This is a genomic window from Streptomyces sp. NPDC020965 (assembly GCF_044333555.1).
Classification (GTDB): domain Bacteria; phylum Actinomycetota; class Actinomycetes; order Streptomycetales; family Streptomycetaceae; genus Streptomyces.
Window position 1 is genome coordinate 1 of the sequence record NZ_JBIRRE010000011.1, and the last position, 14,493, is coordinate 14,493.

12 protein-coding genes and 1 riboswitch are annotated in these 14,493 nt (G+C 69.0%); of the genes, 11 read left to right on the plus strand and 1 reads right to left on the minus strand.

What is annotated here, in order from left to right; genetic code table 11:
• The first annotated feature begins 253 nt into the window (after positions 1-253).
• The 10 genes from ACH4S7_RS28925 (at position 254) to ACH4S7_RS28970 (ending at position 10,595) form a co-directional block, all read left to right on the plus strand.
• Positions 254-862 (plus strand): CDP-alcohol phosphatidyltransferase family protein, encoded by a 609-nt coding sequence (locus ACH4S7_RS28925; RefSeq protein ID WP_398524272.1) that lies wholly within the window; start codon positions 254-256, stop codon positions 860-862.
• Positions 863-974: 112 nt separating this feature from the next.
• Complete coding sequence (locus ACH4S7_RS28930) at positions 975-3,470, plus strand: sugar phosphate nucleotidyltransferase (protein WP_398524273.1); 2,496 nt, start codon at positions 975-977, stop codon at positions 3,468-3,470.
• Between the two features lie 97 nt (positions 3,471-3,567).
• On the plus strand, positions 3,568-4,500 hold the full coding sequence (locus ACH4S7_RS28935; protein ID WP_398524274.1) for a DUF881 domain-containing protein: 933 nt from the start codon (positions 3,568-3,570) through the stop codon (positions 4,498-4,500).
• Complete coding sequence (locus ACH4S7_RS28940) at positions 4,497-4,829, plus strand: small basic family protein (protein WP_003970459.1); 333 nt, start codon at positions 4,497-4,499, stop codon at positions 4,827-4,829. Before ACH4S7_RS28935 ends, ACH4S7_RS28940 begins: the two co-directional genes overlap by 4 nt.
• 5 nt (positions 4,830-4,834) lie before the next feature.
• Positions 4,835-5,647 (plus strand): DUF881 domain-containing protein, encoded by an 813-nt coding sequence (locus ACH4S7_RS28945; protein WP_398524275.1) that lies wholly within the window; start codon positions 4,835-4,837, stop codon positions 5,645-5,647.
• A 148-nt stretch (positions 5,648-5,795) separates the two neighbouring features.
• Positions 5,796-6,680, plus strand: coding sequence for an FHA domain-containing protein (locus tag ACH4S7_RS28950; RefSeq protein WP_398524475.1), 885 nt, complete (start codon positions 5,796-5,798; stop codon positions 6,678-6,680).
• A 17-nt stretch (positions 6,681-6,697) separates the two neighbouring features.
• Positions 6,698-7,438 carry a MerR family transcriptional regulator gene (locus ACH4S7_RS28955; RefSeq protein WP_398524276.1) on the plus strand — a complete coding sequence of 247 codons (741 nt, stop codon included), beginning with the start codon at positions 6,698-6,700 and terminating at the stop codon, positions 7,436-7,438.
• A 53-nt stretch (positions 7,439-7,491) separates the two neighbouring features.
• Positions 7,492-7,965, plus strand: a complete 474-nt coding sequence (locus tag ACH4S7_RS28960; protein ID WP_005475662.1) for a bifunctional nuclease family protein — start codon at positions 7,492-7,494, stop codon at positions 7,963-7,965.
• 207 nt (positions 7,966-8,172) lie between these two features.
• The gene (locus tag ACH4S7_RS28965) at positions 8,173-8,769 is read left to right on the plus strand and encodes a MerR family transcriptional regulator (RefSeq protein WP_398524277.1); all 597 of its coding nucleotides are present in this window, start codon (positions 8,173-8,175) and stop codon (positions 8,767-8,769) included.
• A gap of 125 nt (positions 8,770-8,894) precedes the next feature.
• Positions 8,895-10,595: a DNA polymerase IV gene (locus tag ACH4S7_RS28970; protein WP_398524278.1), complete on the plus strand. Its 1,701-nt coding sequence runs from the start codon at positions 8,895-8,897 to the stop codon at positions 10,593-10,595.
• On the opposite strand, the gene ACH4S7_RS28975 is transcribed toward ACH4S7_RS28970, so the two are convergent.
• Complete coding sequence (locus ACH4S7_RS28975) at positions 10,490-10,888, minus strand: PRC-barrel domain-containing protein (RefSeq protein ID WP_398524279.1); 399 nt, start codon at positions 10,886-10,888, stop codon at positions 10,490-10,492. The two genes, ACH4S7_RS28970 and ACH4S7_RS28975, sit on opposite strands and share 106 nt — an antisense overlap.
• Before the next feature lie 114 nt (positions 10,889-11,002).
• Positions 11,003-11,099, plus strand: a riboswitch (glycine riboswitch).
• 180 nt (positions 11,100-11,279) lie between these two features.
• Between ACH4S7_RS28975 and gcvP the strand changes: the two genes are divergently transcribed.
• Positions 11,280-14,165, plus strand: a complete 2,886-nt coding sequence (gcvP, locus tag ACH4S7_RS28980) for an aminomethyl-transferring glycine dehydrogenase (protein WP_398524280.1) — start codon at positions 11,280-11,282, stop codon at positions 14,163-14,165.
• Positions 14,166-14,493 lie beyond the last annotated feature (328 nt).

Below are 14,493 nucleotides of genomic sequence, written 5' to 3' on the forward strand. Positions count from 1 at the left end.
GACCCTGTGGGAGAGTAGGACGCCGCCGAACAATTTTTAGCCTCAGTCTTCCCAGACCTTTTATGGTCTGGGAAGACTGAGGCATTTTTGCGTTGCGCCCTCCTTACGGGCACGGGCGCGCGCGTGCGGGGTCCTTTTCGCCTGTCCGGGGGCGGTCTGGTGCGAGGAGGCCACGCCCCTGTGCGGATGGTTCGCCTTGCTGGCGGTAGGGTCAGGGGGCATCGTTGGCACGTTCTTCACAGGAGGCCCCCGGGTGGAGGTCCAGGAGACCCGCGTTCAGACTGACCGGGTACTCACCATCCCCAACATCCTCAGCATGGCGCGTCTCGCCGGCGTACCGCTCTTCCTGTGGTTGATTCTCCGTCCCGAGTTCGGCGGGCCGAAGAGTGACGGCTGGGCATTGCTCGTACTCATGCTCAGCGGTATCAGTGACTATTTGGACGGCAAGCTCGCCCGGCGCTGGAATCAGGTCAGCAAGCTGGGGCGCCTGCTCGATCCGGCCGCCGACCGGCTGTACATCCTGTCCACTCTGATCGGTCTCACCTGGCGTGAGATTCTGCCGCTCTGGCTCACCGCCGCGCTTCTGGCGCGAGAGCTGATGCTGCTGGTGATGGTGGGAATCCTCCGTCGGCATGGTTATCCGCCTCCGCAGGTGAACTTCCTGGGGAAGGCCGCCACCTTCAACCTCATGTGCGCCTTCCCGTTGCTGCTGCTGAGTGACGGATCGGGCTGGCTTGCGTCACTCGCTGCTATTTTCGGATGGGCCTTCGCTGGATGGGGTACAACTCTGTATTGGTGGGCAGGGATCCTGTATGTGGTCCAGGTCCGCCGCATCGTGAAGGCGGACGCAGTGGCCGATTGACCTCGTCGATGCGGTGCCGTGCAGTGTGGCCGGCCGCGCATGACGCCAAGAGGGCCTCTTTGGACGAGCGAAGTCGGCTGGACCGTGGTCTCTCAAGGAGGACACTTCCGACATGAAGGCCGTCGTGATGGCCGGTGGCGAAGGAACCCGACTTCGCCCCATGACTTCGAGCATGCCCAAGCCCCTCCTGCCGGTCGTCAATCGACCGATCATGGAGCATGTGCTGAGGCTGCTGAAGCGGCATGGGCTCAATGAGACCGTTGTTACCGTGCAGTTTCTCGCCTCACTCGTCAAGAACTACTTCGGCGACGGCGAAGAGCTCGGCATGGAGCTCACCTACGCCAATGAGGAGAAGCCACTCGGCACCGCGGGCAGTGTGAAGAACGCGGAGGAAGCACTCAAGGACGACGCGTTCCTCGTCATCTCCGGTGATGCCCTCACCGATTTCGATCTCACCGACCTGATCTCCTTCCACAAGGAGAAGGGCGCCATGGTCACCGTGTGTCTGACACGTGTGCCCAACCCGCTGGAATTCGGCATCACCATCGTCGACGAAGAGGGGAAGGTCGAGCGCTTCCTGGAGAAGCCGACCTGGGGCCAGGTCTTCTCGGACACGGTGAACACCGGGATCTACGTCATGGAGCCCGAGGTCTTCGACTACGTCCAGGCCGATGTCTCGGTGGACTGGTCGGGTGATGTCTTCCCGCAGCTCATGAAGGAAGGCAAGCCGATCTACGGCTATATCGCCGAGGGCTACTGGGAGGACGTCGGCACACATGAGAGCTATGTGAAGGCCCAGGCCGATGTCCTGGAGGGCAAGGTCGACGTCGACATCGACGGGTTCGAGATCTCGCCCGGGGTCTGGGTCGCCGAGGGCGCCGAGGTGCACCCGGACGCGGTGCTGCGCGGCCCGCTGTACATCGGCGACTACGCCAAGGTCGAAGCGGGTGTGGAGATCCGTGAGCACACGGTCGTCGGGTCCAACGTCGTCGTCAAGAACGGCGCCTTCCTCCACCGGGCCGTCGTACACGACAATGTGTACATCGGGGAACACTGCAATCTTCGTGGTTGTGTGATCGGCAAGAACACCGACATCATGCGGGCCGCCCGGATCGAGGACGGAGCCGTGATCGGGGACGAGTGCCTCGTCGGTGAAGAATCGATTGTCCAGGGCAATGTCCGGGTCTATCCCTTCAAGACCATCGAGGCCGGCGCCTTCGTCAACACCTCGGTGATCTGGGAGTCGCGCGGCCAGGCGCATCTCTTCGGCACCCGGGGCGTCTCCGGGATCCTCAATGTCGAGATCACGCCGGAGTTGGCCGTACGGCTGGCCGGCGCGTACGCCACCACCTTGAAGAAGGGCTCCACGGTCACCACCGCGCGGGACCACTCCCGTGGCGCACGGGCGCTCAAGCGGGCGGTGATCTCGGCGCTTCAGGCCAGTGCCATCGACGTACGGGACCTGGAGAATGTGCCGCTGCCGGTGGCCCGGCAGCAGACCGCGCGCGGCAGTGCCGGCGGCATCATGATCCGGACTTCGCCGGGCGTGCCGGACTCCGTCGACATCATGTTCTTCGACGAGCGGGGGGCGGATCTCTCCCAGGCCGGACAGCGGAAGCTGGACCGGGTCTACGCGCGACAGGAGTACCGGCGGGCGTTCCCCGGTGAGATCGGGGATCTGTACTTCCCGGCCAGTGTCTTCGACTCGTACACCGGATCCCTGCTCCGCAACATCGACATCACCGGTATCGCCGAGTCCGGTCTCAAGGTCGTCGTGGACGCCTCCAACGGCAGTGCCGGGCTGGTGCTGCCCAGTCTGCTGGGGCGGCTCGGGGTCGACGCCCTGACCATCAATCCAGGGCTCGACGAGGCTCGACCCACCGAGTCCGCCGACGGGCGGCGGGCCGGTCTGGTGCGGCTCGGGGAGATCGTGGCATCCGCGCGGGCGGCCTTCGGGGTGCGGTTCGACCCGGTCGGGGAGCGGCTCTCGCTGGTGGACGAGCGTGGCCGGATCGTGGAGGACGACCGGGCGCTGCTGGTCCTGCTGGATCTGGTGGCGGCGGAACGGCGCAGCGGGCGGGTGGCGCTGCCGGTGACGACCACACGGATCGCCGAGCAGGTGGCGGCGTACCACGGCACGCAGGTGGAGTGGACGACCACGTCGCCCGACGATCTGACCCGGGTCGGCCGTGAGGACACCACCATCTTCGGTGGGGACGGGCGCGGTGGTTTCATCGTGCCGGAGTTCAGCAGCGTCTTCGACGGTACGGCGGCTCTGGTGCGGCTGGTGGGGCTGGTCGCCCGTACGCAGCTCACCCTCAGCCAGATCGACGCCCGGATTCCGCGGGCGCATGTGCTCAAGCGTGATCTGGCAACCCCGTGGGCGGTGAAGGGGCTCGTCATGCGCCGGGTCGTCGAGGCGGCGGGTGAGCGACATGTGGACACGACCGACGGTGTGCGGGTGGTCGAGGCCGACGGCCGGTGGGTGATGGTGCTGCCCGATCCCTCGGAAGCCGTCACCCATTTGTGGGCCGAGGGGCCCGACGACGCGTCGGCCCAGGCGCTGCTCGACGAGTGGGCATCGGTCGTGGACGGTGCTGGTGACTGAGGTGTGATCGATGTGCCGGGAGTCGTCCGTGGACGGCCCCCGGCACACCGGTGGGGCCATTCGGCGGTAGCACCCGCGACGTGCGACGATGTGCGGCATGTCGCAGCAGCCCCCCGTTCGGAGCACTGGTTCTCCACCGCCACGTCCCGATGCGTCGATGTCGCTGCTGACGACCGTGATGGAGCACAGCCTCGACGACGGATACGCCGAGGCGACCGCCCGGCGGAAAGCGGAGGGCGGCGGGCTGCCGCCCACCCTGCGGGCCAGGCTCGCGCTCGCTGCCGGTCTGGTGCTGGCGGCCGTGATCGTCACCGTGGGGGTCGCCGAGGCGCGGATATCGGCGCCTGTGGTGGCGAAGGAGCGCGAGGAACTGATCGACCGCGTCGACGCGGACACCTCGGACGTGGACGCCCTGGAGCGGCGTGTCGACAAGCTCCGTGACGAGGTGGGGGAGCGGCAGCGGCGCGCGCTGCGGACCCAGGGCGGCGGTCAGGAGCAGACGGTCGGACTTCTCGCGGGGGCGACCGAGGTCGAGGGCCCCGGTGTCGAACTCGTCGTGGACGACGCCAAGAACACCGAGCAGAGCGGCGGCGGTGGCCCCCGGGACAGCAGCGGTTTCAGTGACACCGGCCGGGTACGGGACCGCGATATGCAGCGGATCGTCAACGGCCTCTGGGAGTCCGGGGCGGAGGCCGTGGCCATCAACGGTCAGCGGCTGACCGCCCTGTCGGCGATCCGTGCCGCGGGCGACGCCATACTGGTCGACAACAGACCGCTGGTGCCGCCGTACAGAGTGCTGGCGGTGGGGGACGGGAAACATCTGAGCACGGCGTTCCAGGACAGTGCCGACGGACAGTATCTGCACGCGCTGCGGGAGAACTTCTCCATCCGTTTCCGCATCTCCAACAAGGACGAGGTGCGTCTTCCGGCGGCTCCGAGCCTGATCGTACGTACAGCAGAGCCGCACATCGCCGACGCCGGGAAGGCCAGCGAGCAGGGCGCGGCAGGAACAGGGAAGGGCACATCGTGATCGCGGTACTTGGCCTCGTCGTGGGAGTCGTGGTCGGACTGTTGGTCCGGCCCGAAGTGCCGGCGGTGGTCGAGCCCTATCTGCCGATCGCCGTCGTGGCCGCCCTGGATGCCGTGTTCGGCGGCCTGCGGGCCATGCTCGACGGTATTTTCGTCGATAAGGTCTTCGTCGTCTCCTTCCTCTCGAACGTGGTGGTGGCGGCGCTGATCGTGTTCCTCGGCGACAAGCTCGGTGTGGGTGCCCAGCTCTCCACGGGCGTGGTGGTCGTGCTCGGCATCCGGATCTTCTCCAACGCGGCCGCCATCCGGCGCCACGTGTTCCGGGCGTGAGGCCGATGAGCGGTGACGAGCTGCCGCGGGACGAGGGCCGGACTTCCGGGGCTGCCGAGCCCGACGCGGCGCCGAAGCAGCTCGGTAGCGGCGGGCACCTGACCGGACGTCAGCGGTTGTTCGCCGGTCTCTGGCCGCCGAGGATCACCCGTGCTCAACTGACCGTGGCCGTGCTGCTGTTCGTCCTGGGGCTTGGGCTCGCCATCCAGGTCCGTTCCACCAGTGACAACAGCGCCCTGCGCGGGGCCCGGCAGGAGGATCTGGTCCGTATCCTCGACGAGCTGGACAACCGCACCCAGCGGCTGGAGGACGAGAAGCGGAGTCTGGAGGACCAGCGCACGGAGCTGGAGAGCAGTTCTGACCAGGCGGAAGAGGCTCGCAAGCAGACGCGGCGGAAGGAGCAGCAGTTGGGCATCCTGGCCGGTACTGTCGCGGCACAGGGGCCCGGCATCACGCTGACGATCGGGGACAAGTCCGGCACCGTGGAGTCGGACATGCTTCTCGACGCGATCCAGGAGCTGCGGGCCGCGGGGGCGGAGGCGATCCAGGTCAATGAGAACAGGGTCGTGGCCGATACCTATCTCACCGGCTCGGGCGGTGACATCGAGGTGGATGGGAACCGGATCGCCGCACCGTACATCTTCAAGGTCATCGGCAAACCGCAAGATCTGGAGCCTGCCCTGAACATCCCCGGTGGTGTGGTGCAGACACTGGAGAAGGAGCAGGCCACCGCCACGGTGGCCCGCTCGGAGGAGATCGTCGTGGATGCCTTGCGGCCCGCGAAGCGGCCTGACTACGCTCGGTCGTCGGCCCAGTGAGGCGGGGGCGTACGAGGTCTCGCCGACCGGGGCACGAGGTTGCGGGGGGTCGGCATGTCGAACCGGTGCCGCGTGGTGGAAACTGTCTGACGGGTACGGACGTTGTGAGTATGTCCGGGTCGGCAGGTGTAGTCATTGAGGGTTCGTCCTGCCCCACGGGCGGGTCTATTTCGGTCAAGGGGAATCGCCCGTGAAGTTGTTTGCGAAGTTGTTCGGCAAGAGTGCACGCGACGAAGGCGGCAACGCCAGGCATCGCGCGCGGCGTGGTGGTCAGGAAGAGGAGCAGGGCACTGAGCGGCCGCTCTACCGGGACGAGGTCACTGGTCCGGGCGGTGGCAATCCGGGGGGCCGGGGCGCGTCGTCTGTTGACCCCGCCGGTCCCGGCCGCATAGGTTTCGGGGAACCACCGACCTCGAATGCGGGTGGTGGGTTCACCCCCGACCCGTATGCGACCAACCCCCACGGGGGTCAGCCGCGGCAGGAGGCTCCGTCCATGGCGGCTGTGACGGTGTGTACCAGGTGCGCGAACCGCAATCCGGAGTCCAGTCGGTTCTGCTCCAACTGTGGCGCGCCGCTGAAGGGCGGGGTCCCCGCCGAGCGCGCGTCGGAGACGACCTCGACGATCTCCATTTCCGGCCTTGAGGCGTACGACTCCGAGGTGACGGGCCAGACGCAGTTGCCGTCACTGTCGCCGGAGGCGCAGGCCGCCGTGGAGGCACTGCCGCTCGGCTCGGCGCTGCTGGTGGTGCGCCGTGGGCCGAACTCCGGGAGCCGCTTCCTGCTCGACGGCGAGCTGACCACGGCCGGCCGGCACCCGCAGAGCGATATCTTCCTGGACGACGTGACCGTGTCGCGGCGCCATGTGGAGTTCCGCAGGGGTCCCGACGGCAGCTTCAGCGTCGCCGACGTCGGCAGCCTGAACGGCACCTATGTCAACCGTGAGCGGATCGAATCGGCCTATCTGGCCAACGGTGACGAGGTCCAGATCGGCAAGTACCGACTGGTCTTCTACGCCAGCCAGCGGGGCGTGTAACCCGTCAGGGAAGGCACATGCGAACACCGATGGGCGGTGCCGGTCACGGCACCGCCACCGCGGCCGACGGACTGATGAGCATCGGTACGGTGCTCGGGCGGCTGCGTGACGAGTTTCCCGAGGTCACGATCTCGAAGATCCGCTTCTTGGAGGCCGAGGGGCTGGTCGAACCGAGGCGCACACCCTCCGGGTACCGCAAATTCACTCCGGAGGACGTGGCGCGGCTGGCACAGATCCTGCGGATGCAGCGGGATCACTATCTGCCACTGAAGGTCATCCGAGAGCATCTCGACGCGCTCGCCCGGGGTGAGCAGGTCCGGCTGCCCGCGCAGAGCCAGCAGCGCGACACGCTGGACGGTAGCTGGGAGGCCGACACCGAGCAGCGCACCGCCGCCCGGATCGGCCGCGCCGAGCTGCTGGCCGCCGCCGAGGTCGGCGAGGAGGAGCTGGCCGAGTGGGAGTCGTACGGGCTGCTCGTCCAGCGGGCGGACGGCGGTTTCGACGCCGAGGCGGTGACCGTGGCCAGGCTGGTGGCCGAACTCGGCGGATTCGGTCTTGAGCCGCGGCATCTTCGCGCCATGAAGGCCGCTGCCGAGCGGGAGGCGGGGCTGGTCGAGCAGGTGGTGGCACCCTTGCGGCGGCACCGGAATCCGCAGACCAGAGCACATGCCGAGGCCACCGCGAAAGAGCTGGTCGGCCTGTCCGTACGGCTGCACGCGGCCCTGATGCAGTCGGCTCTCGGAGTGCGACTCCACTGATCTTGGACGTGCCCGACTACCCAAACGGGTCGGGCACGTCCTAGGGTTGCTGTGTGAACGAGCTCGACGTTGTGGGTGTCCGGGTGGAAATGCCCTCGAACCAACCGATCGTGCTCCTGCGTGAAGTGGGAGGCGACCGGTACCTCCCCATTTGGATCGGTCCCGGGGAGGCGACCGCCATTGCCTTCGCCCAGCAGGGCATGGCACCGGCCAGACCGCTGACCCATGATCTCTTCAAGGACGTGCTGGAGGCGGTGGGGCAGGAACTCACCGAGGTCCGCATCACCGACCTGCGTGAAGGGGTTTTCTACGCGGAGCTGGTCTTCGCCAGTGGAGTCGAGGTGAGCGCGCGTCCGTCGGACGCCATAGCGCTCGCTCTGCGCACCGGTACGCCGATCTTCGGCAGTGACGGGGTGCTCGACGACGCGGGGATCGCCATCCCCGATGAGCAGGAGGACGAGGTGGAGAAGTTCCGGGAGTTCCTGGACCAGATCTCGCCGGAGGACTTCGGGACCAACAGCCAGTGACCGCTCCCGGCAGGGGTGTGTCGAGGGTGAAACCATTTCCCTTACCGAACGAGCGTTTCCACCCATTCGAGCACCCTTTCCCCGAATTGGGGCACGGGAAACCACTCTCAGGGTGATTATCACTCGGCGTGCCGAGTGTGGCGATCGTTGACGCACCCCTGGTGACTCCCTACCTTCGAGTGGGCAGGTCAAGGACGGAGGGTCGGCGTGAGAAGCAGCGGCGACGGTGCGGTGGGGGGCGCCCTCGGACGAAGTCTGGGGGAGAGCGGGCCGTATCCGCTCCAGAGCAGTGCGGACGAACCGTCCACGGAGACGGTCGGCTATCGGGGACCGACCGCCTGCGCGGCGGCCGGGATCACTTATCGACAGCTCGACTACTGGGCCCGTACCGGCCTGGTCGAGCCCAGCGTCAGGCCGGCGTACGGCTCCGGTGCCCAGCGGCTCTACAGCTTCCGTGACGTCGTGGTCCTCAAGATCGTCAAGCGTTTCCTGGACACCGGGGTGGCGCTGCAGAACATCCGCGCCGCCGTGCAGCATCTGCGGGCGCGCGGTTTCGCCGATCTGGAGCGCATGACGCTGATGAGCGACGGGGCGACGGTCTACGAGTGCTCCTCGCCCGACGAGGTCGTGAACCTGCTCCAGGGCGGCCACGGCGTCTTCGGGATCGCCGTCGGTGTGGTCTGGCGGGACGTGGAGACCGCGCTGTCGCAGTTGCACGGCGAGCGGGTCGACACCGGCGAGACGCTGATCGGCAACAATCCGACCGATGAGCTGGCCAGACGTCGGCGCGACCGGGCGGTCTGACGCGGTCCACCACCGTCCCCGGCGGTTCGGAGTCACCTCTGGTACGGGCGGACGCGGTCCGGGCCGTGGCGCCGCGGGGTCATCGGTCGGGGCGGTTGTCAGTGGCGTAGGGCAGCATCAGAGATGTGAGATCCGCGCCGACGATTCTGCATCTGGACATGGATGCGTTCTTCGCCGCCGCCGAGCAGGCGGCGAAGCCGAGCCTGCGCGGGAAACCGGTGGTGGTGGGCGGCCTCGGCCCGCGTGGCGTGGTCGCGACCTGTTCGTACGAGGCGAGGCGGTTCGGGATCCATTCGGCCATGCCCATGGCGCAGGCCCGGCGACTCGCTCCGAACGCCGCGTATCTCGTGCCGCGCTTCTCCTTCTACCGCTCGATCAGCGAGCAGGTGATGGAGCTGTTGCGGGGGCTGTCACCGCTGGTCGAGCCGTTGAGCCTGGACGAGGCTTTCGTGGATCTGGAGGCGGCGGGCGCCGCCGACGACTCGGCTTCGGCGCGGGCGGCGGGTGAGCTGCTGCGCGCGGACATCCTCGCCGTCACCGGGCTGACCGGATCGGTGGGGCTCGCCGGGTCGAAGATGCTCGCGAAGATCGGTTCCGAGCGGGCCAAGCCGGACGGTCTGGTGCTGATAGAGCCTGGTACGGAGCGTGAGCTGCTGGGCCCCCTGTCGGTGCGGACCCTGCCGGGGGTCGGGCCGGCGACCGGTGAGCACCTGCGGCGGGCGGGGATGACGATCTGCGCTGACCTGGTGGAGGCGGGCGAGGACGAGCTGGTGCGGCTGCTGGGCACCGCCCACGGGACCTCGCTGCACCGGATGGCGCTGGGCCACGACGACCGGCCGGTGGTGGCGGAGCGGGACACGAAGTCGGTGTCGGTGGAGGACACCTTCGACGTCGATCTGCACGACCGGGTCAGGATCCGGACCGAGGTGGAGCGGCTCGCCGAGCGGTGTGTGGGGCGGCTGCGGGAGTCCGGGCACTCGGGACGGACGATCGTCCTCAAGGTCCGGAGGTACGACTTCTCGACCCTGACCCGGTCGGAGACGCTGCGGGGGCCGACGGACGACGCCACGGTGGTACGGGAGGCGGCGGGGCGGCTGCTGGAGGCCGTGGACACCACGGGTGGAGTGCGGCTGCTGGGGGTGGGGGTGAGCGGACTGGCGGACTACACACAGGAGGATCTCTTCGCCCAGGCGGCACAGGCGGCCCAGGCCGCGGCGGAGACCGAGGCGGCGGAGGCTCAGGCGGCGGCTGCCCGATCGGCGGCTCAGCCGGCGGCCCGGACAGCGGCGACGATCGGTGGGGCGGTTCCGGTCGAATCCGGTGATTCGGTCGATTCAGGCGGGGGTGAGTCGGGTGTGGCGGCGCCGGAGGGCGCCGGGGGAGGGCCTGGCGATCAGCACGCGGGAGCCGCCGCTCCGGGAGGCCGGGGCGAGACGGAGCGGACCGACGGAGTCGGGCCCGCCGCCACCGCGCCCGCGTCCGCCCCGGCTGACCGGACGGGCGCCGGGGGCGAGCCCGGGGCGCCCGGTGGGCGGCGCTGGTCGGCCGGACACGATGTGCTCCATGCCACGCACGGACGGGGATGGGTCCAGGGCAGCGGTGTCGGCCGGGTCACCGTGCGCTTCGAGGAACCGGGCTCCCGGCCCGGCCGCGTACGCACCTTCCTGGTCGATGACCCCGATCTGGAGCCCTCGGCGCCGGTCCCCCTGGTGACCTCGGCTCACTCCTCGTCGCCGGCGACCCGGCCGAAGGAGCGGTCACCGGGGGCGGCGGCGCCCGGGGGCGGGGCGGGCGTCTCCGGGGCGGCGGAGAGCGCGAGACCGTAGTGGTGGTAGAGCTGCAGTTCCTGCTCGGGGGAGAGATGGCGGCCCACACCGAAGTCGGGCGCGTCCTTGATCAGCGAGCGCTCGTACGGGACCCGCAGGACGTCGTCGGCGAAGGTGCTGGGTTCGAGCGGGACGAAGGCGTCCCGGCTGAAGAGCCCGGTGCGCACCGCCGCCCATTCGGGTGCACCGGTGGCGTCGTCGAGGTACACCTCGTCCACCGTTCCGATCTTGGCCCCGTCGCGGTCGAACGCCTTGCGGCCGATCAGGCTGCGCGGATCGATATCGGTCTGCACGGTCCCTCCAAAAGGTCGCAACTGCTCTGTGATTCATACGAAAGGGCACATCGGTGGATTCGGCCACTTGAGCGATTGGCCGGAAGCCGCGCTGGTAGGCTGGCAAGCGGCTGCTGACCCCGTGCGGGAGAGTCCACCGAAAGGACAGCGGTGGCGCCGAAGGAGCAAATCCTCCCCGGAATCTCTCAGGCACCTGTACCGCACGGACGAGGTCACTCTGGAAAGCAGGGCGGGCGTTTGACGGCATCCGCTCTCACCGACGGTGAAAGCCGGAGCGTCGCACGCTGACGTTCCGGTGAAGCTCTCAGGTTGAGATGACAGAGGGGGAGGCCGTCCAGGGCATCCGCCGCGATGCCCCTCGCAGGTCGTGTCAGACCAGGAGGCCGCCTACATGACCGCCAACCGTATTCCGCTCTCCCAGCTGGAGCGGGGCATCCCCTTCGAGCAGCGCCACATCGGACCCGACGCCGAGGCCCAGGCCAAGATGCTCGCGCAGGTGGGATACGGCTCGCTGGACGAGCTGACCGCCGCCGCGGTCCCCGACGTGATCAAGAGCACCGAGGCGCTCGCGCTCCCCGACGCCCGCACCGAGGCGGAGGTGCTCGCCGAGCTGCGCTCCCTCGCGGACCGGAACACCGTGCTCGCGCCGATGATCGGCCTCGGCTACTACGGCACCTTCACCCCGCCGGTCATCCTGCGCAATGTCATGGAGAACCCGGCCTGGTACACCGCGTACACGCCCTACCAGCCGGAGATCTCCCAGGGCCGACTCGAAGCCCTGCTGAACTTCCAGACCATGGTGGCCGAACTGACCGGGCTACCCACCTCCGGCGCCTCCCTCCTCGACGAGGGCACGGCCGCCGCCGAGGCCATGTCGCTCGCCCGCCGCGTCGGCAAGGTCAAGGAAGGCGTCTTCCTGGTCGACGCCGAGGTGTTGCCCCAGACGGCCGCCGTGATCCGGACCCGTGCCGAACCGACCGGCGTCGAGGTCGTCACCGCTGACCTGAGCGACGGCATCCCCGAGGAGATCGCCGGGCGCGGTGTCTTCGGCGTGCTGCTCCAGTACCCGGGCGTCTCCGGTGCCGTACGCGACCTGAGGCCCGTCATCGAGCAGGCGCACGAGATCGGTGCCGTCGTCACCGTCGCCGCCGATCTGCTGGCGCTGACCCTGCTCACCTCGCCGGGCGAGCTGGGCGCGGACATCGCGGTCGGCACCACCCAGCGCTTCGGTGTGCCCATGGGCTTCGGCGGACCGCACGCCGGCTACATGGCCGTGCGCGAGAAGTTCGCCCGCAGCCTGCCCGGACGGCTCGTCGGCGTCTCCGTCGACGCGGACGGTGATCGGGCCTACCGCCTCGCGCTCCAGACGCGGGAGCAGCACATCCGCCGGGAGAAGGCCACCAGCAACATCTGTACCGCGCAGGTGCTGCTCGCCGTGATGGCCGGCATGTACGCCGTCTACCACGGTCCGGACGGTCTGCGGACGATAGCCCGACGCACCCACCGCTACGCCACCGTGCTCGCGGCGGGTCTGACGGCGGGCGGCGTCGAGGTCGTGCACGGCTCGTACTTCGACACCCTGACCGTACGGGTCCCGGGCCGGGCCGCCGAGGTGGCCGCGGCCGCCCGCGCGGGCGGGGTCAATCTGCACCTGGTCGACGCGGACCGGCTCTCCGTCGCCTGCGACGAGACCACCACCCGCGCCCAGGTGTCCGCCGTCTGGGCCGCCTTCGGCGTGACCGGCGACATCGAGGCGCTGGACGACACGGCCGAGGACACGCTGCCCGCCGCCCTGCTGCGGACGGACGACTACCTCACTCACCCGGTCTTCCACCAGCACCGCTCCGAGACGGCCATGCTGCGCTATCTGCGCCGACTCGCCGACCGCGACTACGCGCTCGACCGCGGCATGATCCCGCTCGGCTCCTGCACCATGAAGCTGAACGCGACCACCGAGATGGAGCCGGTCACCTGGCCGGAGTTCGGGCAGTTGCACCCCTTCGCCCCCATCGACCAGGCCGCCGGCTTCGTGACCCTCATCGAAGAGTTGGAGGAGCGTCTCGCCGAGGTCACCGGCTACGACAAGGTCTCCATCCAGCCCAACGCCGGTTCGCAGGGCGAACTCGCCGGTCTCCTCGCCGTTCGCGCGTACCACCGCGCCAACGGTGACGAGCGGCGTACGGTCTGCCTCATCCCGTCCTCGGCGCACGGCACGAACGCGGCCAGCGCGGTCATGGCGGGGATGCGGGTGGTCGTGGTGAAGACCGCCGGCGACGGCGAGGTCGACGTCGAGGACCTGCGGGCCAAGATCGAGCAGTACCGCGACGAGCTGTCGGTGCTGATGATCACCTACCCGTCCACACACGGTGTGTTCGAGGAGCACGTCGCCGACATCTGCGGCCAGGTCCATGCGGCCGGTGGCCAGGTGTATGTCGACGGCGCCAATCTGAACGCACTGGTGGGGCTCGCCAAGCCGGGTGAGTTCGGCGGCGATGTCTCGCACCTGAACCTGCACAAGACGTTCTGCATCCCGCACGGCGGTGGTGGCCCCGGGGTGGGCCCGGTCGGCGTGCGGGCGCACCTCGCGCCGTACCTGCCGAACCACCCGCTCCAGCCGACCGCCGGCCCGGAGACGGGTGTGGGACCGATCTCGGCCGCGCCCTGGGGCTCGGCGGGCATCCTGCCGATCTCCTGGGCGTACGTCCGGCTGATGGGCGGGGCGGGTCTCAAGCGCGCCACGCAGGTCGCCGTCCTCGCGGCCAACTACATCGCCAAGCGGCTGGAGCCGCACTACCCGGTCCTCTACACGGGCCCGGCCGGTCTGGTGGCCCACGAGTGCATCGTGGATCTGCGCCCGCTGGCGAAGTCGACCGGTGTCACCGTCGACGACATCGCCAAGCGGCTCATCGACTACGGCTTCCACTCGCCGACGATGTCCTTCCCGGTGGCCGGCACGCTGATGATCGAGCCGACAGAGAGCGAGGATCTGCACGAGATCGACCGCTTCTGCGCGGCGATGATCGCGATCCGCGGCGAGATCGAGAAGGTCGCGGTCGGTGAGTGGCCCGCCGAAGACAACCCGCTGCGGAACGCGCCGCACACGGCCGCCGCGCTGGGTGGGGAGTGGGAGCACGCCTACAGCCGCCACGACGCGGTCTTCCCGAGCGGTGTGAACCCGGCGTCGAAGTACTGGCCTCCGGTGCGCCGCATCGACGGTGCCTTCGGCGACCGCAATCTGGTCTGCTCCTGCCCGCCGCTGGACGAGTACGACGGCTGACCGGGCTCCCGGTCCGTGTGACCGCCGTCCGGGCTGATCGAGTCGGAGGCGTACGACGGTCAACGGACGGGCGGCACATATGTCGGGGCCGGTACGGAGAGCTTCTCCGGCCGGCCCCTCGTCGTATCCACCCGCCCATGTGGTCGTACTCCGTCGCTCCGTCCGCGCGGATGCCCTGACCTCGGGCGTTGTGGTGCGTCCCCCTGGTGGTCCGGTCCGCCTGGTGCGTCCTTGGTGGGCGCGTCCCCGGTGGCCGGTCTGTCCGATGTGTCGTGCGTCGCGCTGTGCCGTCGTCGTGGTCCGTCCGGCCCATGGCCCGCCGCGCTGG